The 23,288-nt window shown below is 37.7% G+C and carries 21 protein-coding genes and 1 pseudogene; 13 read left to right on the plus strand and 9 right to left on the minus strand.

Going from position 1 to position 23,288, the window contains the following annotated elements:
- Window positions 1–314: 314 nt before the first annotated feature.
- Complete coding sequence (locus FLB_RS10950) at window positions 315–2,333, plus strand: M13 family metallopeptidase (RefSeq protein WP_064715996.1); 2,019 nt, start codon at window positions 315–317, stop codon at window positions 2,331–2,333.
- A gap of 68 nt (window positions 2,334–2,401) precedes the next feature.
- Here the strand turns inward: FLB_RS10950 and FLB_RS10955 are convergent, their stop codons facing one another.
- From FLB_RS10955 to FLB_RS10965, 3 genes are read right to left on the minus strand one after another with little or no spacing between them, the layout of a single operon-like run.
- The gene (locus tag FLB_RS10955) at window positions 2,402–2,686 is read right to left on the minus strand and encodes an addiction module antidote protein (RefSeq protein WP_064715997.1); all 285 of its coding nucleotides are present in this window, start codon (window positions 2,684–2,686) and stop codon (window positions 2,402–2,404) included.
- Window positions 2,687–2,689: 3 nt separating this feature from the next.
- Window positions 2,690–2,989 (minus strand): type II toxin-antitoxin system RelE/ParE family toxin, encoded by a 300-nt coding sequence (locus FLB_RS10960; RefSeq protein WP_064715998.1) that lies wholly within the window; start codon window positions 2,987–2,989, stop codon window positions 2,690–2,692.
- A 45-nt stretch (window positions 2,990–3,034) separates the two neighbouring features.
- Window positions 3,035–3,583: a hypothetical protein gene (locus tag FLB_RS10965; RefSeq protein ID WP_064716095.1), complete on the minus strand. Its 549-nt coding sequence runs from the start codon at window positions 3,581–3,583 to the stop codon at window positions 3,035–3,037.
- A gap of 111 nt (window positions 3,584–3,694) precedes the next feature.
- Between FLB_RS10965 and FLB_RS10970 the strand changes: the two genes are divergently transcribed.
- On the plus strand, window positions 3,695–4,582 hold the full coding sequence (locus tag FLB_RS10970) for a winged helix-turn-helix domain-containing protein (RefSeq protein ID WP_064715999.1): 888 nt from the start codon (window positions 3,695–3,697) through the stop codon (window positions 4,580–4,582).
- Between the two features lie 389 nt (window positions 4,583–4,971).
- Here the strand turns inward: FLB_RS10970 and FLB_RS14275 are convergent, their stop codons facing one another.
- The 3 genes from FLB_RS14275 to FLB_RS10980 form a co-directional block, all read right to left on the minus strand.
- Window positions 4,972–5,133: a hypothetical protein gene (locus FLB_RS14275; protein WP_155959407.1), complete on the minus strand. Its 162-nt coding sequence runs from the start codon at window positions 5,131–5,133 to the stop codon at window positions 4,972–4,974.
- Window positions 5,134–5,203: 70 nt separating this feature from the next.
- On the minus strand, window positions 5,204–5,743 hold the full coding sequence (locus tag FLB_RS10975) for a DUF6934 family protein (protein ID WP_064716000.1): 540 nt from the start codon (window positions 5,741–5,743) through the stop codon (window positions 5,204–5,206).
- Between the two features lie 702 nt (window positions 5,744–6,445).
- Window positions 6,446–7,384 carry an L-threonine 3-dehydrogenase gene (locus tag FLB_RS10980; RefSeq protein ID WP_064716001.1) on the minus strand — a complete coding sequence of 313 codons (939 nt, stop codon included), beginning with the start codon at window positions 7,382–7,384 and terminating at the stop codon, window positions 6,446–6,448.
- A gap of 238 nt (window positions 7,385–7,622) precedes the next feature.
- Between FLB_RS10980 and FLB_RS10985 the strand changes: the two genes are divergently transcribed.
- From FLB_RS10985 to FLB_RS11010, 6 genes and pseudogenes are all read left to right on the plus strand, one after another.
- Window positions 7,623–8,231 (plus strand): hypothetical protein, encoded by a 609-nt coding sequence (locus tag FLB_RS10985; protein ID WP_064716002.1) that lies wholly within the window; start codon window positions 7,623–7,625, stop codon window positions 8,229–8,231.
- Window positions 8,224–11,595 carry a transcription-repair coupling factor gene (gene mfd, locus FLB_RS10990; RefSeq protein WP_064716003.1) on the plus strand — a complete coding sequence of 1,124 codons (3,372 nt, stop codon included), beginning with the start codon at window positions 8,224–8,226 and terminating at the stop codon, window positions 11,593–11,595. Before FLB_RS10985 ends, mfd begins: the two co-directional genes overlap by 8 nt.
- A 32-nt stretch (window positions 11,596–11,627) precedes the next feature.
- Window positions 11,628–12,190, plus strand: a pseudogene (locus tag FLB_RS10995) (DUF4256 domain-containing protein).
- 78 nt (window positions 12,191–12,268) lie between these two features.
- Window positions 12,269–12,724: a VOC family protein gene (locus tag FLB_RS11000; RefSeq protein ID WP_082923273.1), complete on the plus strand. Its 456-nt coding sequence runs from the start codon at window positions 12,269–12,271 to the stop codon at window positions 12,722–12,724.
- 63 nt (window positions 12,725–12,787) lie between these two features.
- Window positions 12,788–13,513: a metallophosphoesterase family protein gene (locus FLB_RS11005; protein WP_064716004.1), complete on the plus strand. Its 726-nt coding sequence runs from the start codon at window positions 12,788–12,790 to the stop codon at window positions 13,511–13,513.
- Window positions 13,514–13,546: 33 nt separating this feature from the next.
- A complete protein-coding gene (locus FLB_RS11010) occupies window positions 13,547–14,047 on the plus strand; it encodes a DUF6646 family protein (RefSeq protein ID WP_064716005.1) in 501 nt (166 codons plus the stop codon).
- A 209-nt stretch (window positions 14,048–14,256) separates the two neighbouring features.
- Here FLB_RS11010 and FLB_RS11015 read toward each other — a convergent pair whose 3' ends face one another.
- On the minus strand, window positions 14,257–15,810 hold the full coding sequence (locus FLB_RS11015) for an aldehyde dehydrogenase family protein (RefSeq protein WP_064716097.1): 1,554 nt from the start codon (window positions 15,808–15,810) through the stop codon (window positions 14,257–14,259).
- 246 nt (window positions 15,811–16,056) lie between these two features.
- Here FLB_RS11015 and FLB_RS11020 point away from each other — a divergent pair, with 246 nt between their 5' ends.
- Window positions 16,057–17,013 (plus strand): MBL fold metallo-hydrolase, encoded by a 957-nt coding sequence (locus FLB_RS11020; protein WP_064716006.1) that lies wholly within the window; start codon window positions 16,057–16,059, stop codon window positions 17,011–17,013.
- Window positions 17,014–17,402: 389 nt separating this feature from the next.
- On the opposite strand, the gene FLB_RS11025 is transcribed toward FLB_RS11020, so the two are convergent.
- Entirely contained in the window at window positions 17,403–17,942 is a 540-nt protein-coding gene (locus FLB_RS11025) for a 3-hydroxyanthranilate 3,4-dioxygenase (RefSeq protein ID WP_064716007.1), read from the minus strand.
- Window positions 17,943–18,133: 191 nt separating this feature from the next.
- On the opposite strand from FLB_RS11025, the gene FLB_RS11030 reads away from it, so the two are divergent.
- Entirely contained in the window at window positions 18,134–19,117 is a 984-nt protein-coding gene (locus FLB_RS11030) for a Fic family protein (protein ID WP_064716008.1), read from the plus strand.
- Here the strand turns inward: FLB_RS11030 and FLB_RS11035 are convergent.
- The gene (locus FLB_RS11035; RefSeq protein WP_064716009.1) at window positions 19,101–20,210 is read right to left on the minus strand and encodes a hypothetical protein; all 1,110 of its coding nucleotides are present in this window, start codon (window positions 20,208–20,210) and stop codon (window positions 19,101–19,103) included. The two genes, FLB_RS11030 and FLB_RS11035, sit on opposite strands and share 17 nt — an antisense overlap.
- Window positions 20,211–20,444: 234 nt before the next feature.
- Here FLB_RS11035 and FLB_RS11040 point away from each other — a divergent pair, with 234 nt between their 5' ends.
- The 3 genes from FLB_RS11040 to FLB_RS11050 all read left to right on the plus strand — a co-directional run bounded on the left by FLB_RS11040 (window position 20,445) and on the right by FLB_RS11050 (window position 23,013).
- On the plus strand, window positions 20,445–21,341 hold the full coding sequence (locus FLB_RS11040) for an LD-carboxypeptidase (protein ID WP_064716098.1): 897 nt from the start codon (window positions 20,445–20,447) through the stop codon (window positions 21,339–21,341).
- A gap of 535 nt (window positions 21,342–21,876) precedes the next feature.
- Window positions 21,877–22,236 carry a YraN family protein gene (locus FLB_RS11045; RefSeq protein WP_064716010.1) on the plus strand — a complete coding sequence of 120 codons (360 nt, stop codon included), beginning with the start codon at window positions 21,877–21,879 and terminating at the stop codon, window positions 22,234–22,236.
- 120 nt (window positions 22,237–22,356) lie between these two features.
- Window positions 22,357–23,013, plus strand: a complete 657-nt coding sequence (locus FLB_RS11050) for a hypothetical protein (protein WP_064716099.1) — start codon at window positions 22,357–22,359, stop codon at window positions 23,011–23,013.
- The last annotated feature ends 275 nt before the right edge of the window (window positions 23,014–23,288 follow it).

Raw genomic sequence — 23,288 nt, forward strand, 5'->3', positions numbered from 1 at the left:
TGTTAATAATTTAGAAAATATAGTAAATTATGTTCTATGAAAACTTAGAGATAATAAATAGATTATTTGTTTGAAAGATAGGACTTATTTATTCCTTTATTAACAAGCGTTTCGGGCTAGTTAAAACTTGACTTTTTTTGAAAATTATACTGTTTTTTTTAATAATTAAATTGATTGTATTTTACCCGTATTCTGTTACAAAAACCAATTCAAGCCTTTCATTTTCAAAATAATGTAACAAAAGGTTGTAAAAAAACACTAATAGTTGTAATTTAACAAAATCTATTCAGTAGCCTTACTCAAAAAAACACTTTATGAAAAACATCAAACTATCGCTTTTGGCGGCCACATTGATTTTGGCTTCTTGCGATAAAAAACCAGCGCTGGTTTCGGGAATAATCCAAAAAAACATGGATACTTTAGTGAAACCAGGAGACAATTTTGCAGCTTATGTCAACGGAACTTGGGTTAAAAACACCAAAATTCCTGCCGATAAATCCAATTATGGTGCGGGTTATATGCTGTACGAACAAGCTCAAAAAGACGTAAAAGCGATTATCGAAGAAGCTTCGAAAGGGAGTTTTTCTGAAGGATCAGATGAGCAAAAAATCGGCGATTTCTACAATTCATTTTTGAACCGAAAAGACCGCGACGCCAAAGGAATTACTCCACTTCAACCCGAATTAAAAGCCATAGATGCAATTGCTACCTATTCGGATTTGGCGGCTTATTTTGGGGAAGCCAATAGAACGGGGCTTTCTGTGCCGTTTTCGATTGCTGTTACCGAGGATTTTAAGGATCCAAAACAATATACTTTGATGACTTGGCAAGGTGGCTTGGGCTTACCAGAGCGTGAATATTATCTTCAAAGCGATGCCAAAACAGCGGATATTCGTAAAAAATATGTGGCGCATATTGAGAAAATGTTACAATTAGGAGGTATTGCTAATCCAACAGAAAATGCAGCCAAAATTATGGCTTTGGAAACGGCTATTGCGAAGATCCAAATGACCAAAGAAGAAACAAGAAATACTGCTGCTTTGTACAACAAATACGCTATCAAAGACTTGAAAACGGTGATGCCAGATTTTGATTGGTCGGCGATGCTCAAAAAAGCGGGAATGGATAAAGAAAAAAGCCTTGTTTTATCGCAAGTGGCTTATACTAAAAACTTGAACGGCTTAATCAAAAATACACCTTTAGATACTTGGAAAATCTATTTGAAATGGGGATTGATCAATAAGAGCGCGAGTAGTTTGACCACAGCATTGGATAAAGAGGATTTTGAGTTTTATGACAAAGTTTTATACGGCACACCAGAGCAAGAAGAGGATTGGAAAAGAGCTGTGAATGCTGTAAATGGTGGTTTGGGCGAAATCATCGGGAAAGTGTATGTGAAAAAACACTTTACACCTGAAGCCAAAGAGCGTATGACCGAATTGGTGAAAAACTTGTTGAAAGCCTATGCCGAAAGCATTAAAAATTTGGATTGGATGAGTGCCAAAACCAAAAAAGAAGCTTTGGCTAAAGTGGATAAATTTATGATCAAAATTGGTTATCCAGACCAATGGAAAGATTATTCTTCTATGAAAGTAGTGAAGAATGATTTGTATGGCAACCGTGCCAGAGCAAAAGCCTTTGAATACAATAGAATGATTGCCAAATTAGGTAAGCCTGTAGACAGAACCGAGTGGGGAATGACACCACAAACGGTAAACGCTTACTACAACCCAACGCTAAACGAGATTGTATTTCCAGCAGCTATTTTGCAAGCACCTTTCTTTAATTTAGAAGCTGATGATGCCGTAAATTATGGTGGAATTGGGGCAGTAATCGGTCACGAAATTGGTCACGGATTTGACGACCAAGGAAGCACTTTTGACGGAGACGGAGTTATGAAAAATTGGTGGACGCCAGCTGATTTAGCCGCATTCAAAGCCAAAACCAATGCTTTAGTTGCACAATACAATACCTTCAAAGTTTTTCCAGATTTGAATGTCAACGGTGCGTTTACTTTGGGGGAAAATATTGGAGATTTGGGTGGATTAACCATTGCCTTAAAAGCTTACAAAATGTCGCTAAACGGCAAGGAAGCTCCAGTGATGGATGGTTTTACAGGCGTGCAACGCGTATTTTTGGGTTGGGGACAAGTGTGGTTGGAGAAATCTCGCGAAGCTTCTTTACGCAACCAAATCGCCACGGATCCACATTCACCAGCTAAATTCAGAGTAAACGGTGTGGTGCGTAACCTACCTGAATTCTACGAAGCGTTTAAAGTACAACCTAAAGATTCCTTGTATTTAGCACCAGAAAAGCGTGTTAAAATTTGGTAATCGAAATAATCAAAAAAGCAAAAAGCTCAACAGTACGTTGGGCTTTTTTTGTGGTTACTCAATGGAGCTTAAGCGGGTAATGGATTTATTTGTATTTGTCCACCAATTGCTTTTAAAACTTTCATTATAGTTGAAAATTGTGGATTTGCCCCTTCTGATAATGCTTTGTACAAACTCGGTCTGCTCATACCTGTTTCTTCGGCTATTTTAGTCATACCAATGGCTTTTGCAATATGTCCGATAGCAGTAACCATTTCTGTGTCATTTCCTTCTTCTAATACTGAATTTAAATACTCGGCAATCATTTCGTTGCTATCCAAATAATCTGAGATATCAAATTTTGATGTTTCCATTTCCTATTGTTTTAATTTTCTCCAAATCTCTTTTGCTTTTTCAATGTCTCTTTGTTGACTTGATTTGTCTCCTCCAATAAGCAGAATGATAATTTTGCCATCCATTTCTTTGAAATAGACTCGGTAGCCTTTTGCATAGTTAATTTTTAGTTCCCTAATGCCTTCTCCAACCGCTTCGCAATCGCCAAAATGTTCGTCTTTTTCTAATTTTTGAAGTCGGAATAAGATTTTAGCTTTTGCTTTAAGGTCATTTAGCTTTCGCAACCATTTATCAAATTCCGCTGTTTTTTCAAGAAAGTACATTTAAAATTGTATTCGTTTGGATACAAATTTACACAAAAAGTTGTATTAGCAACCATCATTTTTGTTCAAATCACGTTCAAAAAGCACCTTATTGTCGTGTTCAATATAGTCGCTCGATAAAATCAAATGGGGATGATTATCCGAAAGTCCGGCGCTGCGGCTTTTTATAATTATTTTGTCGTTAACTTTTAAGTCTTTTAATAGCTCGAATTCTTTAGGAATGAATTGCATCATATATCGTTCGCCATTAATTTCCACAATAAGCCATTTGGGTCCCGAATTATTGGTGCTTGGACGCTGATAATTCATACAAGTAACGACGGCTTCCATTTTGTTGAAAGCTTTTAAAGAAGGCTTTATTTTTTCATAACTAGCCTGTACTTTTTTTCCTAATGGAGAAACTTTCCAAGCCATATAGCGTTTGCCGTCAGGAGAAGCCTCCCATTTTTTTCTTGCTTTTTCATTGGCTTTTTTGTCAGCAATCGAGCTTGGTTTCTTGGGGGAATTGTCTTCATTTTTCATTTCACAATTAGCCAATACTACTCCGCTTAGTAAAGTCAGGGCTAAGGTCAATAAATAGATGGTTTTTTTCATAGCGTTGCCGTTTTTTAAAATTGTTACTGCGAATGTATTTGAATATTTTAAGGCTGAAGCAATTGGGATTGTAAATAAAAATGTAAACTTTGTAAATATAAACTTGACACTATGCAATTTAGTCAACATCTCCTTTCCAGAAAACGCAACTACCTCTTCGGATGGATGGGACTCTTATTCATTGTTGTAATCAGTGTTGGGTTTAGCTTTGGGGATAAGGACAACTATGCTAGTTCTAAAAGAGAAGTGTTACTGCGCCGTATTGGACACGACATACTCCTGCAGTCTGGCGACAGTACTTCAAGAGTGCTTCCCATAAAAAAGATAGCAGAAAATGAATATCAAATCACTTTTGAGAGTGCGTTTAGCTTTCAACCCGATGCTCTGGTGAAAACAACGCAGCGTTGGTTAGCCAAAGACCCACTCGCCAACGATTATGTGGTTAGCGTGCTTAACTGCGCCAACGCGACGGTCGCTTATGGATACGCCATTTCCAAAAACAAAAAAGACGATATTGTAGCCTGTCTAGGAAGAAAGCAACCGGTGGCTTGTTATACCATCAACATTACCTTTAAATCCAATGGCATCACAACAAACTATGGGTATCTTTTAGGTGGTTTGTCATTTTTTGCCTTGCTTGGTTTTGTTTTTTTGAAGCCAGCTAAGCCGAAGAGTACGGTAGCCAAAACCGAGGACGAGAAGCTTTTTACTTTTGGTTCGGTGGTGTTTGATGCGCAACAACGTCAACTGCAAATCAACGAAACAACCGAAGTTTTGACCGCAACCGAAACGCGCCTGCTGCGTATTTTTGCTTCAGCACCCAACGAAACCATTGAGCGAAGCCGCTTGCAAAAAGAAATTTGGGAAGACGAAGGCGTCATCGTAGGCCGTAGTCTGGATATGTTCATCTCAAAACTCAGAAAAAAACTAGAACTTGACCCAAAGAGCAACATCATAGTGGTACGCGGCAAGGGATACAAGCTGGAAGTAACCCCCTAAGGAAAACTAACACGGCCCCCAAATGGGAATTCGAAGGACTGCATTCGTGCCAATTCGTGTTTGTTTTTTTGGGAGCAGCACTTCTTTTGCTCACCACACGAGTTGTCCCGCTGTTCGTTACAATCTCTTGTGCTGAACCCCAGCACAAGAGGATTTCCACTGCCATCGGGGCTAGGCGAGGACTTTTAGTTTTCAAAATAAATAAATGATGTTTCTTGGAGCATAATTAATTTCAACGGCTAGCGAGATGCCTCTGGCTCGTGCTCACAATGAGAATAACTTTATGATGCTTTACATAGGAGTAGCTTTTGTAGGAAGTTTGCATTATAGACAAAAAAAATCCGTATTTTTAAAATACGGATTCAATTCTATAATGTTTGACGTTTTTTCTAAATAGGCAAAGTTTTAAAGCCTTCCAATGATCTCTTAGCTGCTTCAATTTTGGTTTGAAACAACTTTTTATCCTTGATATTCGCTGCTACAGAACTAAACTTAATTTTAGCATCTTTAGGGATATCAATTATTCTTTTTGTTTCTACTGTTTTTTTCATAACTGCTAACTTTAAAAAGTAAGTTTACTCAAATATATAAATTAATATTCATTCGAGGGTGCAAAAGTAATTATTTTTTTTTATATACCAAAATATCATGATATTCATGACCTGGTACGTATTGGACAAAAGTGTTATTTGCTGTTCTGTTTTTTCCAAAAAAAATATAATCGTTGCTTAGGTTTTCAAAGTTTTTATCTACAAAATATCTGTATGTTTTAATTCTTAGATTTTCTTTTTTGCAAAACTCACTACATTTCTTTTTGCAAAATGGTAAACAGCTCTCCTTAAAATTTTCAGTTGAATCACTACCGCATACATATAATACACAATCAGGTTTTGATTCGAAAAACAATGGAACTGTATGCAAAACTGTATTAAACACAGTGTACATATCTCCATTATTACTGTTTGTGTCGTCGATTATTGTTTTACTTTCTTCATCATAATCCCCAAAACCTAAATTATATACAACTCTATTGCCCAAAAGTGTTATTGGGCTGTATTCAATAGCTTTAATTATAGTAGAGTTACCAATACTTGCAAAAAGATATTGTAATCTTTCCTCATTTAAAGTTACTTCTGTGTCGTAATGGTTATTATTTTGCAATTTTATAATGGTGTTAAAAATTAGAAAGTTGCAAAAATAATGATTTATATCTAATATTTAAAATCCGTACGTTCGAATTAAATTTCCTACAACTTGTATATGGCCGAAACAAACCTTGTATTTACATCCATAATCAGGAAGCTAAAAAAAGCTTAATATCGCTTTATCGTTTTTCAAACATACCTAATTATTCTTATAAATCACTAAACAACTTATTTCTATTACTGTTTAAAAGCTAAGTATAAAACACTTACAAGGTTTTTAAAACCTTGCAGGAGGAAAGTACTATTTACAATAAGTGTTTTGAAAAAGATACGTCTCAACTAGCCCCGGGAGGAGCGGCATCCTTTGCTGACGGGGTTCGGCAGCAAAGATATAGCGGATCACGGGAGGGGATGTGTGGTACAATCTGTTCGTGTGCTCCTAATAAATTGCCCAAAAAACTAAGGCACATAAGGAAATTTAAGTTATCTCTTTTCTTAACTTAAATGTCCTTATGTGCCTAAATGGTTTAAAAAAATCACCGCAAATTAAACGAATTATCGCAAATTATTTTGTTTGAAATCGAGGTAATTCTTCCAAGGTTGTAAGGGATTTTCAAGCTAGCTTAAATGACCTTAAAAGCCTTATATGGTTTAAAAAACCAGTTGTTTTAAAAAATTTAATGACTTATATATTTTATAAAATCAGCCAGTTGCCGTTTTATTTCAAATGTTCGAGCATATCTACCGTCATATTGTCGAGGGCAAAGTCATGCTTCCATCCCCAATCTTCGCGCGCACGGCTGTCGTCGATGCTCGCTGGCCAACTGTCGGCAATTTTTTGACGGAAATCGGGTGCATAGCTGATGGTAAAATCAGGAATGTGCTTTTGGATTTCGGCGGCGATTTCGGTGGGTGTAAAACTCATAGCGGCCAAGTTGTACGACGAACGAATTTTGATTTGCTCGGAAGGCGCTTGCATGATTTTGATTGTTGCTGCAATGGCGTCGTCCATGTACATCATGGGCATTTTCGTTTCGGCCGATAAGAAACATTCGTAGGATTGGTTTTCGAGGGCTTTGTGGTAAATGTCTACCGCATAGTCCGTAGTGCCACCGCCTGGAGGTGAGGACCAGCTAATCAAGCCCGGATAACGAATGCTGCGTACGTCTACACCAAAAAGGTTGTGGTAGTATTCACACCATCTTTCACCCGATTGTTTGCTAATGCCATACACGGTCGAAGGTTCCATAATGGTGTATTGTGGAGTGTTTTCTTTGGGAGTAGTAGGTCCGAAAACTGCAATACTCGAAGGCCAGAATATTTTTTTGATTTTTCCGGCTTTGGCCAAATTCAGCACGTGAAACAAAGAATTCATATTCAAATCCCAAGCAAAGGCGGGGTTTTTTTCGGCAGTAGCCGAGAGCAAAGCGGCCATCAAATAGACATCGGTGATTTGGTGTACTTCGACCAAATGTTCGATTTGGTTAAAATCGAGCGCATTGATGACTTCAAAAGGACCCGAGTTGACCACATCTACATTCAGTTTTCGAATATCGGAAGCGATGACGTTCTCGGTACCGTAAATTTTTCTCAATTTTTGGGTCAGTTCCGTTCCGATTTGACCACACGCGCCAATGATTAATATTTTTGGATTCATAAGTTGCCGTTTTAAAAGAACAAAGATAGGAATTTATCTTAAAAATATCGATTTCGCAATAATGACAATAAGATTAATAAAAAAATGTAATTGAACAAAGATTAATCTTTAAAAAAATAGAAACAACACAAAAGAATAAGGCATTCATAAATTCGAGGATAGGTTCAGAAAAGAGAAAATCCGGAAACGAATAACTTAAATTTACTTTGTAACTTTGTGCTTTTAATATATTCTTCAGATGAAACACCAATTCTGGTTCCTTTTTGTAGTCGTACTTTTTTTGTCTTCTTGTAACGATGACAACAAACTCCGAATGGAAGCCCAAAAAAAGGAAGCGCAAAAAAACGAAATCATATTTACCAACATTAGCAAAGGCTGGGTTTTTCAGGCTGCACCTATAAATGCCGTTGCAGAAAACAGTATGTCTTTCTGGCCTCAATGGCGAACATTTATGGACGAATTGGCTCAAAAACCGAAAAGTTCAATTAGTGCTTTTCAAAAGAAATCCAAGGCTTTGACCAAAAAAGCATTGGAATTGAAAGACAATATTCCAGGACAATACAACAATCCCGCCATCAAAAGCAGGATTTCGATTTTGATAACCAATGTAAGTTTGTTGGACATGTATATGCATTTGACTCAAATTCCACATAAAAAAGTAGTCAAACAAGTAGGTGAAATTAATTTGGAATTGATTGCTTTGCAACGTGAAATGGACAAAATTGATGTAAAAAGTAAGATTCCCGTTGAAGCGGGAGAGTCTGAAATGTTACAAATGATAAGAGATACTACAAGAGCGATTCCATCTAGTATGCCACCTTCACAAAATACCCCACGCGTTGAGTAAGCCAATTTTATACAATACCTACGATAAATCGCCTAAGTGTATTCAAATATGTGCGAGTTTGACGGCGCAACCCGCAACCAAATTGCATTTGACAGGTTTGCTAGGTTCGGCTTTTTCATTTGTTACCCGTTCGTTGTTTACCCAAACCGAATTGCCTTTTTTGTTGGTGTTCAATAACAAAGAGGAAGCAGCCTATTACTTGAACGATATGGAGCAATTGGTGGGTGAAAAAGACGTCTTGTTTTATCCCGCCTCTTTCCGAAGACCGTATCAAATTGAAGAAACGGACAATGCTAATGTCTTGTTGCGTGCTGAAGTCTTGAACCGCATCAATTCACGTAAAAAACCCGCCGTAATTGTCACCTATCCCGAAGCGCTTTTTGAAAAAGTGGTCACCCGAAAGGAATTAGACAAAAACACTTTGAAAGTTGCTGTAGGAGATAAGATTTCTATCGATTTTATCAATGAGGTGTTGTTTGAATACGAGTTCAAAAGAGTCGATTTTATTACCGAACCTGGAGAATTTTCCGTACGTGGAGGGATTGTAGACGTCTTTTCGTTTTCGAATGATAATCCTTACCGAATCGAGTTTTTTGGTAACGAAGTCGAAAGCATTCGAACCTTTGATGTCGCCACCCAATTATCGATTGAAACCAAGAAAAAAATTACGATTATTCCCAATGTAGAAAACTCCTTTTTTCAAGAAAATCGGGAATCTTTTCTAGACTATATTTCGCCACAAACGGTGATTTTTATTCAAAATACCGAGTTGTTGTTGGCCGATTTGGACAAACAATTTGGCAAAGCCGAAGAAGCTTTCGCGAAATTATCCCAAGAAATCAAACGGGCCACACCCGAGCAATTGTTCTTGAATCAAGCCAGTTTCATCAAACGCGCTTTGGATTTTTCGGTCGTAGAATGGGGAAGTAAAGCGGTTTTCAAAACCATAAAAGCATTTCCTTTTCATTTTCAGCCTCAACCGTCATTCAACAAACAATTCGATTTGTTATTGAATAACCTGAACGAAAACCATTTTAATGGCTACAAAAATTATTTGTTTTGTTCCAATGACGGACAAGTAAAACGCTTTCATGATATTTTTGAAAGTTTAGACGAAGCCAATGCTGAAAACATTCGAAAGCAATACCATACTATCGTGTTGCCCATGTATCAAGGTTTTATCGACGAAGAAAACCAAATTGCTTGTTACACCGACCACCAGATTTTTGAACGTTATCACAAATTCAGCATCAAAAACGGCTATTCGAAAAAACAAAACATTACCCTTAAGGAATTAACCTCCCTTTCGGTTGGCGATTATGTGACGCATATTGATCACGGAATTGGGAAATTTGGAGGCTTGCAAAAAATACAGGTCGAAGGCAAAACCCAAGAAGCGATTAAGTTGGTGTATGCTGATAATGACATTGTGTATGTGAGCATCCATTCGCTACACAAAATCTCGAAATACAACGGTAAAGACGGAACGCCACCCAAAATTTACAAATTAGGCTCGAATGCTTGGAAAGCGTTAAAACAAAAAACCAAAGCGAGAGTCAAACATATTGCGTTCAATTTGATTCAGTTGTACGCCAAACGTCGCTTGGAAAAAGGCTTTCAATTTGCACCCGATAGTTACTTACAAAACGAGCTAGAAAGTTCGTTTATCTACGAAGACACCCCTGACCAAGTAAAATCGACTCAGGATGTCAAAGCCGATATGGAAAGCGAACGCCCAATGGACCGATTGGTTTGTGGTGACGTTGGTTTTGGTAAAACCGAAGTGGCGATTCGTGCTGCTTTCAAAGCCGTAGATAATAGTAAACAAGTAGCGGTTTTGGTGCCGACTACGATTTTGGCCTACCAACATTTCCGAACGTTTAGCGAGCGATTGAAAGATATGCCGGTAACGGTGGGCTATTTGAACCGTTTTAGAACTGCCAAGCAAAAAGCAGAAACCCTAAAGCAACTCGCCGAAGGAAAATTAGATATTCTTATTGGTACGCATCAATTGGTTAACAAAAATGTGGTCTTCAAAGATTTAGGTTTGTTGATTGTAGACGAAGAGCAAAAGTTCGGCGTAAATGTAAAAGACAAACTGAAAACCATTGCGGCTAATGTAGATACGCTAACCCTTACCGCAACGCCAATTCCGAGAACCTTGCAGTTTTCGTTGATGGCGGCCAGAGATTTATCGGTAATTACTACGCCACCGCCCAATCGTTATCCCATAGAAACGCACGTGGTTGGCTTTAATGAAGAAACCATTCGAGATGCGATTTCGTATGAAATTCAGCGCAATGGTCAAGTGTATTTCATCAATAACCGCATCGAAAATATTAAGGAAATTGCTGGTATGATTCAGCGTTTGGTGCCCAATGCACGAGTAGGCATTGGTCACGGCCAAATGGATGGCAAGAAACTAGAAGAATTGATGTTGGCGTTTATGAACGGAGAGTTCGATGTTTTGGTAGCCACCACCATCATCGAAAGCGGATTGGACGTGCCCAATGCGAACACCATTTTCATTAATAATGCGAATAATTTTGGACTGTCGGATTTGCACCAAATGCGAGGACGTGTGGGACGAAGCAATAAAAAAGCATTTTGTTATTTCATTTGTCCGCCGTATTCTGCAATGACCGAAGAAGCTAGAAAACGCATCCAAGCTTTGGAACAATTTAGCGAATTGGGTAGCGGTTTCAACATTGCGATGAAGGATTTAGAGATTCGTGGCGCAGGCGATTTGTTGGGCGGGGAACAAAGTGGTTTCATTAATGAGATCGGCTTTGATACCTATCAAAAAATCATGAACGAAGCCATCGACGAACTCAAAGAGAATGAATTTAAAGATTTGTATCCAGAAGAGAACAACATCGAAACCAAACAATACGTGAAAGACCTGCAACTCGACACCGATTTTGAGTTGTTATTCCCAGATGAATATATCAATACGGTTTCGGAACGATTGCTATTGTACAACGAATTAGGAGAAGTCAAAAACGAAGAAGAACTGACTGTTTTCATCAATAAACTGATCGATCGTTTTGGTCCTTTGCCAGCAAGAGCCAATGCCTTGATGAACAGTATTCGCATTAAGTGGATTGCCACGCGTGTAGGTATCGAAAAACTGGTACTAAAACAAGGCAAAATGATTGGATATTTTGTTTCCGATCAACAATCGGATTTTTACCAATCGAATCGCTTCAATAACGTCTTGGATTTTGTACAAAAGCATCCCAATCTATGCAAAATGAAAGAAAAGCAAACCCCAGCAGGCCTGCGTTTGTTGCTGACTTTTGATAATGCCAAAACCACCCGAAGATGCTTGGAGTTGATGGAAATGTTGGGAGGGGAGAAGTAGAAAATCAATAATATAAAATAAATTAATAATTTATGCTTCCCCAACAACCCCTTACTTCCGAAGAACAAAATCAATTGTTGCAATTGCTACAAAAACGTTTTGAGCAAAATAGCCATCGGCATCAAGGCATTCAGTGGGAGAACGTAGTGACAAAACTACAGCAACAACCGTTGAAGTTGCAATCGCTCCAAGCTATGGAAGAAACTGGTGGTGAACCAGATGTGGTGGGGTATGATTAGGCTACTAACGAGTATCTTTTTTATGATTGTTCGGTCGAGAGTCCCAAAGGACGTCGCAGTTGGTGTTATGATGCAAAAGCCTTGGACGAAAGAAAAGAATTCAAACCCGAAAATTCTGCGGTAGCTGCGGCTGAAGCGATGGGAATTACGCTACTAAACGAATCCGAATACCGCTATTTGCAACAATTGGGACCATTCGATACCAAAACTTCTAGTTGGTTGTTGACGCCCGCTCCAATTCGCGCTTTAGGAGGTGCTTTATTTGGCGATTACCGTTACAAAACGGTTTTTGTATACCATAACGGCGCATCTCTTATTATGCAGTCAGAGGGTTTAGAGGAGTGCTGAAAGTATAGTTTTCAATAACTTTAATGGAATAAAATACCTTTTCTCAAAAATACCTATCTTTAGTTTTCATTCAATCCATAAAAATTATGAAAAAAGCAATTACATGTATATTGTTTCTTTGGTCAATTTGCTTGTTTGCACAAGAAAAAACAACATTAGGATTAACCTTAAATCACCTAGCTCTTTCAGTAAAAGATGTCAATATAGCAGCGACTTTTTATTCCAAAATTTTATACTTGACAGAAATTACCAATCGCACTCAAAAAGAAGGCATTCGTTGGTTTTCCTTAGGCGATGACAAAGAGTTGCATTTGGTTTCTACGATTACTTCGCCTGTGACAATCAATAAAGCGGTGCATTTGGCTTTAACAACGTCACATTTTGAGGCTTTGATAGCACAATTAAAAAAAGAACACATTCCATATTCCGATTGGCCAGGAGAGCCCAACAAAATTACCACTCGTGCTGATGGAATTCAGCAAGTTTATTTTCAGGATCCAGATGGGTATTGGATAGAGGTTAATAGTGTCGCTAGCAAATAATTTAAAATAAATCAAGCACTTTTTCCCCTATTTTTGCATTTCTATTTTAGAATACCACACTATATGAGAACATTAGTTATTGGAGATATACACGGCGGTTTGCGTGCCTTGCATCAAGTGTTGGAGCGAGCAAAAGTTACGCCCTCCGATCAATTGATTTTTTTGGGCGATTATGTCGACGGCTGGAGCCAGTCTCCACAAGTTATTGATTTACTTATCCAAATGAAAAAAACACATAACATCATTTGCATTAAAGGGAATCACGATGAACTTTTTTTGGATTACCTCGATAGCGGAAAAGACAATCCCCTATGGTACAAACACGGTGGAGAAGCAACCGTATTGGCTTATGAAAAAGTGGACGATGCTACCATTCAACAACATATCGAATTCTTACACTCTTTAGAAAATTATTACCTAGATGAGCACAATCGATTGTTTATTCACGCGGGTTTTACCAATCTTAATGGAATTCATTACGAATATTTTCCTCGCTTATTTTATTGGGATCGTACCCTTTGGGAAACCGCAGTAGCTTTAGATAAAACGTTGCCCAAAAATCACCTTTTGTATCCCAAACGATTAACACTTTATGATGAAATCTTTATCGGGCACACGCCAGTTACCCGTCTAGAACAAACCACACCCGTTCAAATGGCCAATGTTTGGAATATAGACACCGGAGCCGCCTTCAAAGGTCCTCTCACCATTATGGACATCAATACCAAAGAATTCTGGCAAAGCGAACCCTTACATCAGTTATATTTCGACGAAAAAGGAAGAAATTAACACTATTTAATGCATCAATTTATATTAAACAAAATGAAAACAATTGCTCTTATTACCGCTTTATTTACCTTTAGTTTTATCCAAGCACAACAAGCGTTCACCGGAAAAGGCGACCATAAATTTAGTGTAGGTATAAATATTCAAAATGGTGGAAATGCCATTCAACTAGCCTCCGATTTTGGTCTTGGCGAAAACTTTTCCTATGGTTTTGTAGGATCTTATGTACTTGGATTTGATCGATTAAATGGCGGAAGCAAACCTGCTTTCAAAGACCGTTTCGATGCCAAAATTCGTATCAATGCCAACTTAGGCAGTGTGTTGCAAATCGACGAAAAATTAGATGTTTATCCCGGCTTAAGTCTAGGATTAAAAAACTTTGGAGGTCATGTCGGGATGCGTTATATGTTTACCAACGGTTTTGGTCTGTTTTCCGAAGCCGGATTTCCCATTGCCAAATACCAAAACAATGACCGTGGTTATTATAATCTAAACAACCAATTTACCTTTTCAATAGGTGCTGTTTTTAGCCTGTAAATGTTGTCCCAGGAGCAGTCGGCAAAAGGCTTTTTTGGGAGCAAAGTCCCGCTGTCCTTCCAATCTTTTTATCCCGAAAAAGGGATAAAAAGGATTTTCCCTCCCATCGGGGCTAAGGAGTTACATTAGGCTTTTTTTGGAAACAATTAGCCATAAAAAACCCTTTCAGAATTCTAAACTCTGAAAGGGTTTTTATTTATAAATCGATATTACAAATCAAATTTAATTCCTTGTGCCAAAGGCAAATTGGTCGTATAATTGATGGTATTCGTTTGGCGACGCATATACACTTTCCAAGCGTCAGATCCTGATTCTCTTCCGCCACCTGTTTCTTTTTCTCCACCAAAAGCACCTCCAATTTCAGCTCCCGAAGTACCAATATTCACATTGGCAATGCCACAATCCGATCCCGCTACGGATAAGAAACGTTCTGCTTCACGCAAATTATTGGTCATAATAGCAGAGGACAAACCTTGCGCTACACCATTTTGTATTTCAATCGCATTTTCAACATCGCCACTGTATTTCATCAAATACAATACAGGAGCAAACGTTTCGTGTTGTACAATTTCGAAATTGTTTTTCGCCTCAGCAATGGCTGGTTTTACATAACAACCGCTTTCATAGCCTTCACCCGAAAGTACGCCACCTTCTACTAAGATTTTACCACCTTCGGCTACTACTTTAGTTAACGCTTGGTTATACATTTCAACGGCTTGTGTATCAATAAGTGGTCCCACGTGGTTTTTTTCATCCAATGGATTTCCAATTCGCAATTGCCCGTAAGCCGCAACAATAGCATCTTTTACTTTGTCATACATACTTTCGTGGATGATTAATCTACGGGTTGAGGTACAACGTTGTCCTGCGGTTCCAACAGCGCCAAAAACAGCACCAATCACCGTCATTTTGATATCTGCATCAGGAGTCACAATTATCGCATTGTTTCCGCCCAATTCTAAAAGTGATTTTCCTAAACGACCAGCAACCGTTTGTGCTACAATTTTTCCCATTCTAGTAGAACCTGTAGCCGAAATTAAAGGTACACGAGTGTCTTTGGTCAACAATTCACCAATAGTATAATCTCCGTTAATCAAACAAGAAATTCCTTCTGGAAGGTTGTTTTCTTTTAACACTTCGGCAATAATATTTTGACAAGCTACTCCGCAAAGGGGCGTTTTTTCAGAAGGTTTCCAAACACAAACATCGCCACAAATCCAAGCCAAAGCCGTATTCCAAGCCCAAACCGCTACCGGAAAGTTGAAAGCAGAAATAATACCTACTACCCCAAGCGAATGGTATTGCTCATACATTCTGTGTCCTGGACGCTCAGAGTGCATTGTCAATCCGTGTAACTGACGAGACAATCCTACTGCAAAGTCACAAATATCAATCATTTCCTGAACTTCGCCGTAGCCTTCTTGCAACGATTTTCCCATTTCATACGAAACCAATTTTCCTAAAGCTTCTTTGTTTTGGCGTAATTTTTCTCCAAACTGACGCACAATTTCACCACGTTGTGGGGCTGGCATCAATCGAAATGTTTTGAAAGCAGCCGTAGCAGTTTGCATCACTTTTTCATAATCCGCAGCAGAACTTGTCGTTACTGAGGCAATTAATTGTCCGTCTACAGGAGAATAACTTTCTAATAACGAACCGCTAGCAAAGTGCTGCGTTCCAGTAGAAGTTCCTTCATTTACTGCTTTAATACCTAGTTGCGCTAGGGCTTCGTTCATTCCGAATTGAGTTGCTATTGTTGTCATTGTAACTTTTTTGGTTAAAATTGTTATATTTTTTCGTAAAGATAGTATTTCGATGTAAATTTCAAAGAAAGGAGGTTTATTAAAATCAGTAAACATCAAAAAACCAAGACTTTCTGTACATTCGAGTGCTAATAAATTGCCGTAAAAGTAACCTAAATCTCAAAATTAAGATGGATTTCATTTAAAAAAAACAGCCATTTTCAGTAGAAGCCGTACTTTTAACCTTTAATTTTCAATGCAGAAAAGATGAGAAAAGTTTTTGGTTTTGTGTTGCTATTTTTTGGGAGCACAATTGTTTCTTTTGGACAAAAGACGAAACCCGTTTTCGAAGTACTTCCCTTGGGAGTGTATGGTGGAATCGATGAGCGAAATTTATCAGCTTATTTAGTGGCTCCTTTCGGAACAAAAGAATACGTTTGTTTAGATGCTGGAACCGTTCATTCAGGCATTGAAAAAGCAATCGAAAAAGGCACTTTCTCCGTGCCTTCGAGTACCGTTTTGCGCCAGTATATCAAAGGCTATTGTATTTCGCACGCGCATTTGGACCACGTGTCGGGATTGATTATCAATTCACCCGCCGATTCGACCAAAACCGTTTACGCCATAGCTCCTGCTATGAAAATGATGCAAAACCATTATTTTAACGACCAGACTTGGGCGAATTTTGGTGATGAAGGTTTGGGGAAACCCTTAAAAAAATACCATTTCGAAACCCTTTCTTTTGGGAAAATCATACCCATTTCGAATACTTCGATGACGGTACAAGCGTTTCCGTTGAGTCACGTAAATCCCTATGAAAGTACAGCATTTTTAATCAAAAAAGACAACAATGCGGTCTTGTATTTAGGCGACACAGGACCTGACTCCGTAGAAAAAACCACAAACCTAGCCGACCTTTGGAAGGCCATCGCGCCCTTGATTCAAAAACAAGAGTTGAAAGGTATTTTGATAGAAGTTTCGTTTCCTAACGAACAACCCGATGCATTCCTATTCGGACATTTAACACCAAAACATTTGATGAAAGAAATGCAGATTTTGGCAGCACTCACAGGAAAAGAAGCCTTGCAAAAATGCAAAATCATCATCACCCATTTGAAACCTCCAGCAGCCTCTATCCAAAAAATAAAGCAGCAATTAGCGGGACCAAACGAGTTGGGATTGACTTTTGTTTTTCCTGAACAAGGGGTGCGTATGGAGTTGTAGGTTATTATTTAAAACATGTAAGGCATAGAAGTTTCGATATTTTTGAACTATAGAAGGAATTTAAGGGCATATAAGTTTTGTTTAAATCTGAGTTAAAAGCTTAACCGCAAAGTTCGCAAGGTTTTACGCAAGGGACGCAAAGTTATTTTGTGTTTTTAATCTGTGGAAATCTGTGTCTTAAATAATTAACCGCAAAATTCGCAAAGTTTCTTTTGTTTTTAATTTTTGTCGGTCTGTGTAATTCTTTCTAACTCTTTTCAAATTAACTACAGAGTGCAAAACCTTGCGCCCCTTGCGTAAAACCTTGCGAACTTTGCGGTTAAAAAATTGCAAAAGTCACAAAGAACAAATTTCAATGACTTATATGTTTTAAAAATTTAGTCCAACGCTTATTTTTTCCCCATAAATCTTGCATCGGTTTCCATTACGTTGCCACAATTTTGGCAAGTACGTAACGATTCAGAATTATAGAAATGTTGAAAATGAGGCAGAAAATCTTTTTCAATGTTGTGGAGTTCAAAATAGACTTCGTGCAATTTATGATTACAAGCCTCACAATGCCAAAGCAAACCATCGGTAAAGCCCAAACCGGCTCTTTTGCGTTCAATGACTAGTCCAATAGAACCTTCGGAACGTACAGGCGAGTGCGGAATTTTAGCGGGATGTAAATACATATCTCCTGCGTGTAGTTCCATTTCTTTGCGCAGCCCTTCTTCTTGAATGATGACTTTTATACTGCCTTCGAGTTGGTAAAACAGCTCTTCCGTTTCGTTGTAGTGGTAATCTTTTCGGGCATTCGGGCCCGCTACAATCATCACGATATAGTCGCCAGAATCAACATAAAGATTCTTGTTGCCAACGGGTGGTTTTAATAACGCTCGGTTATCTTGAATCCATTGGTTGAGGTTGAAGGGTTTTGCTATGGCCATTGTTTTTGTGCTAAAATTGGAAAGGCTAAGATAAGTAAAAGGCTTGACTTTTGAATCGTTGAGCGTGTGAGAGCAGGCTATTCAATCTAATTTTATGTTTGTAAATGTTTATAAATTAATTTTTTTCGTTTAAAATAGATAATGAAACCATAAAAACAGTATTTTTGATACTATCAAATGATACTATCATAATGAGACCGCCCTACGATATTACTCCTGATATTTTGCGATTAATTGCTTCTATTTCAACTAAAATAGGAGAGGTTAATGCCAAATATCTAGTGAAACAAAGTCCAACATTAAGAAAGCAAAATCAAATAAAAACGATTCATTCTTCTCTTAGTATTGAAGGGAATACCTTGTCTGAGTCACAGATTACTGCAATTCTTGAAAACAAGAGAGTGATAGGTCCCGAAAAAGATATTGTAGAGGTGTTGAACGCTTTAGAGGTCTATAAAAAAATCCGTTCTTTTAAGTATCATTCCAATAAAGATTTCCTAAAAGCTCATAAAATGTTGATGAAAGGATTGATCGAAAATCCTGGAAAATATCGAACAAAAGGTGTTGGTATTGTAAAAGGAACTCAAGTAGAACATATTGCTCCTCCCTACGAGAATTTACCTTTTTTGATGCAAGATTTGTTTCATTATTTAAAAGACACTTCAGAATTGACGCTCATCAAAAGTTGTTTTTTTCATTATGAGATGGAATTTATTCATCCTTTTATGGACGGAAATGGTAGAATGGGGAGATTATGGCAAACCATTATCTTAATGAATGACTATCCAATATTTGAATTCTTGCCTTTTGAATCACTTATTGCTAAAAACCAAGAAGCTTATTACAAAGCATTGTCTACCTCTGATAAAGAAGGTAAATCAACTGCGTTTATTGTCTATATGCTTCAAATTATTGAAGTTTCATTGGCTGAATTGCTAGTAAATAGTAACCGAAAATTAAATGAAACCGAACGATTAGAATTGTTTTTGGAACAACCCATAACGGTATTTTCTAGGAAAGATTACTTGAATTTTTTTACGGAATTGTCTACGGCTACAGCAAGTAGAGATTTAAAAAATGGAATTTTAAAAGGCTTAATCACTAAAGAAGGAGACAAGAAAAATACCATTTACCAAAAAAGCGTTGTAGATTTTCCGCCTATTTCCCTTCTCTAATCAAATAAACATACACTGGGAAATGGTCGCTGTACCCAACTTCGGTTAGGGAATGCCTGAGCGGATAGCCTTTAAATTTTCCTTGCGTTTGAATGAGGTAATTCCGTTGGAATATGCCTGCTTTCCAATACTGCCAAGTCGAATAATCCGAACTGAGCCAAGTGCCTGTAAGCATAATTTGGTCAAAAACATCCCAAGCATCTTGGTGTGCAATCGTACCTAACCCTTTACTCAACAAAGCTTCAAAAGGATTGAAGATTTCGTGTGGAGCTACCGCTGTTTTTATTCCTTTGGCTCCCAAAGCTACTTTTATGCTCTTGTTATGAGGACCATCGTTGAGGTCGCCCATCGTAATGATTTTTGCATTGACATTGAGCTGTTGTAGCGAATCGATAATTTTCTTGTTCAGTTTTCCTGCGGCTTCTCGGTAGGCGCTTGTTTTTTGCTCGCCACCCGAACGAGAGGGCCAATGATTGACAAGAAGATGGATTTCTTCTCCCTCCAAATAGCCACTAACGAGCAATTGGTCTCGAGTATAAATCCTTTTGGTTGGTGCTAAAATAGGAACATCATCTTCTGTTTTTTCAGCTAATGATGATGCGGTATTGGTTTTTTCAGACTCTGGAGTAGCATTCAAATACAAGGGAATTACACTGAAATTTGTGGGTCGAAACCATTTTTTTCGATATAACAAAGCCACATCAATGCCGCGCTTGTCGGGCGAATCAAAGTGAATGATACCATATTCGGCCTCTTGTAATTGGGATTGTTGAATCAAATCTTCGAGTACGGCTCGGTTTTCGATTTCGCATCCGCCGATAAAAGTGGGCAATTCTTTGTTTTCGGGCATACCAATTTCCGAAAGTACTTGTGCTAAATGATGGAGTTTGGTTTGGTATTTTGCTTTCGTCCAGCGTTGTAAACCATCGGGCGTCCATTCTTCATCGTAAGTATCGGGATCGTTGATGGTGTCAAAAAGGTTTTCAAAATTGTAAAACGCAACCGTATGTATTTTGAATTTTTTAGTTTGTGAAAATAGAGGAGATGTCCCCAAAACAAGCAAGAGTCCCAAAATAAACCAGTTATATCTCATATATATTATACTAAAATCGCTACAAGTAAAGTTAAGGGATTTCCATTAGAAACCGCTGCATATTTTAGGATTTGCCTATATTTGTTTTTTAACTCAGTTTTGAAACTATTGAAATCCAACTTAAACATTATTACCAATCGAGAAGCAAAAGCCAATAGCAAAGGTCAATTTTTATGGCAAGCTTTGTTTTTTGTTTTTATATGCTCGATTTCTAACAGTCAAGCTCAAAAAAAGATGATTACACCACCCGTACTTCAAAAAGGAGATACCGTTGCCATTGTGGCTACCGCTCGAAAAAATATCGAAGACAATTTACAACCTACTATCGATTTGCTACACAGTTGGGGGCTCGAAGTGGTGATTGGAAGCACCATTGGTTTAGACCAAAACCAATTGGCGGGAACCGATGTTCAACGTGCTGCCGATTTTCAAAAGCAAATGGACAATCCTAATATTAAGGCGATTTGGTGTGCCCGTGGCGGCTACGGAACGGTGCGAATGATTGATTTATTGGATTTTTCAACTTTCAAAAAGCATCCAAAATGGATTGTGGGTTTTAGCGATGTTACGGTTTTGCACAATCATTTGAATACGTTGGGTTATAAAACCATACACGGAACGATGCCTGTTAGTATTCCAAGAACTGCTCAAGAATCGATTGCTACTTTGTACAAAGCCTTGTTTGGACAACCATTGGCCTACACTATTGAACCTACTGCAATGAATCGATTTGGCAAAGCCAAAGGAGAATTGGTAGGTGGAAATTTATCGATTTTGTATAGTTTGTTTGGTTCGCCTTCTGCTATTGATTGTTCGGATAAAATTCTTTTTATCGAAGATTTAGATGAGTATTTGTACCACATCGACCGTATGATGATGAATTTGAAACGCAACGGTTGTTTGGAAAGCATCAAAGGAATTATCGTTGGTGGTATGACCAAAATGAAGGATAACGATATTCCTTGGGGCAAAAATGCGCTTGAAATTATTGAAGACGTAACCAAATCCTATAACATTCCCGTGGTATATAATTTCCCAGCGGGGCATATTAAGGACAATCGCGCGTTGATTTTGGGAAACACTATCACACTAGAAGTTACGGCTACGGGGACTACTGTGGTTTTTGAATAGTTTTTGGGTTGAAACATATAGGTTTATAATTTTTTATTGAACCATATAAGGCATTGAAGGGAATTTAAGTTGAGTTTGAAAATAATTTTTGGTTGAACCATATAAGTCATTGAAGGGCATATAAGTTGCTTTGAAAAGTTTTAACCACGAAGGTCACAAAGGCTTGCACAAGGTTCACAGAGAAAGGTTTTCTTTTATTCGATTAATTCACAATAATCAATGTTCTTAAATGACCTTCAATGCCTTATATGGTTCAAAAACAGATTACACATTGAAATAGCGAGAGTAATAATTGTCAAAATCATCAATTGCATCCTGCTTTAGCGGGATGTTTTTTAATGAGAATCTAGAAAGGCTTTAGCCAAAATTATGTTGTATTTTGGCTAAAGCCTGATTTGGGTTTGAATTATAATGAATGGGCTAAAGCCCATTCCAATTCAAATCTTAAATGACCTTCAATGTCTTATATGGTTCAATAAAAATTAACTGAAATGACTAATATGTTTATAATTTCAAAAGGATTTTGATTTAAAATATGGCAGCACATAACGAATTAGGGAAACAAGGTGAGGAGCTCGCGGTTGAATATCTTCAAAAAGAAGGATACACGATTTTAGCAACCAATTGGATTTTTCAGAAGGCGGAGATTGATATTTTGGCACAAAAAGGGGATATTTTGGCCGTTGTTGAGGTCAAAACACGGACTTCTATCGAGTTTGGATTGCCTCAGGACTTTGTAAAATCCAAAAAAATCCAATTATTGGTAAAAGCTGTAGACGCTTATGTGACCCTCAACGAAATCGATGTAAATGTACGTTTTGACATTATTGCGATCCATAAAGAAGGCAAAACCTTTGCTATTGAGCATCTTACCGATGCGTTTTATCATTTTTAATCGAAAAAAATTCAATGTTATATTTGTAACAAATTGTTTTTTATTTATATTTGCAAAAGGATTTAACACATTTTGTCAGTTAAATCAACTTTTTCAAAAAAATTAAAAAATGAATCCGTTATGAAAACTGTTTCTTCTATTGTTGAAAATTACATCAAAACCAAACCTTTTTTATTGAACGCTCTTTCTTTGGGTATTATCAACTTGACTTCATTATCTCGGAATATTATGACCGAGTTAGAAAGTGAATTTGGTAAAGAGGTAAAACAAGGCGCTGTGGTGATGGCTTTGAAACGATTAACAGAAGAATTGGATTTCAAATTGAATCATAAAATCAATAAAGTAATCAAAAACATTGGTGAAATTACCGTACGCTCGGAGTTGACGGATTATACTTTTGCGGCTTCGGATACGGTTTTGAACAAACAAGCCGATTTGATTACCGATATCAATACGTTTTCGGATATTTTTTACACCTCTTCGCGTGGGGTGAATGAAACGAATATTGTAGTGAGCAATAGCGTGAATCATTTGGTAGATAAACATTTTGCTCACGAAAAATTGATTCAGAAATTAGAAAATTTAGCTTCGATTACCGTTAAGTTACCCAAAGAAAACATTGTGGTTCCGGGTATTTATTACTTCATTTTCCAGCGTTTGGCTTGGGAAGGGATTATTATCAATGAGGTGATTTCGACTTCGAATGAGTTTACTATTTTGGTGAGTGAGAATGAAGTGGATGTAGCGTTTAAAGTAATCAAAGACTTGAAAAATTAGGAATTTATTCCAAAATAATATGAAATGAGCGTGACCGAAAATTTGTCGTAAAAACCAATGAAGATATGCGAATTACATATGACCGATAAAAAACAATAAATATCAACTTATGAAAACGAGGCCTAGTGCTTCGTTTTTTTGTGCGAGAAAGTCAAAGAAATGTTTACAAAAAAAAGACGATGCTCACTCTTAGCCCCGATTGCAGTGGAAATCCTTATAGCCCGGGGTTCGGGCTATAAGATTGCAACGTAAAGCGGGACTTTTCTGGCTGATGT

Source organism: Flavobacterium succinicans (assembly GCF_001662485.1).
GTDB lineage: Bacteria > Bacteroidota > Bacteroidia > Flavobacteriales > Flavobacteriaceae > Flavobacterium > Flavobacterium succinicans_A.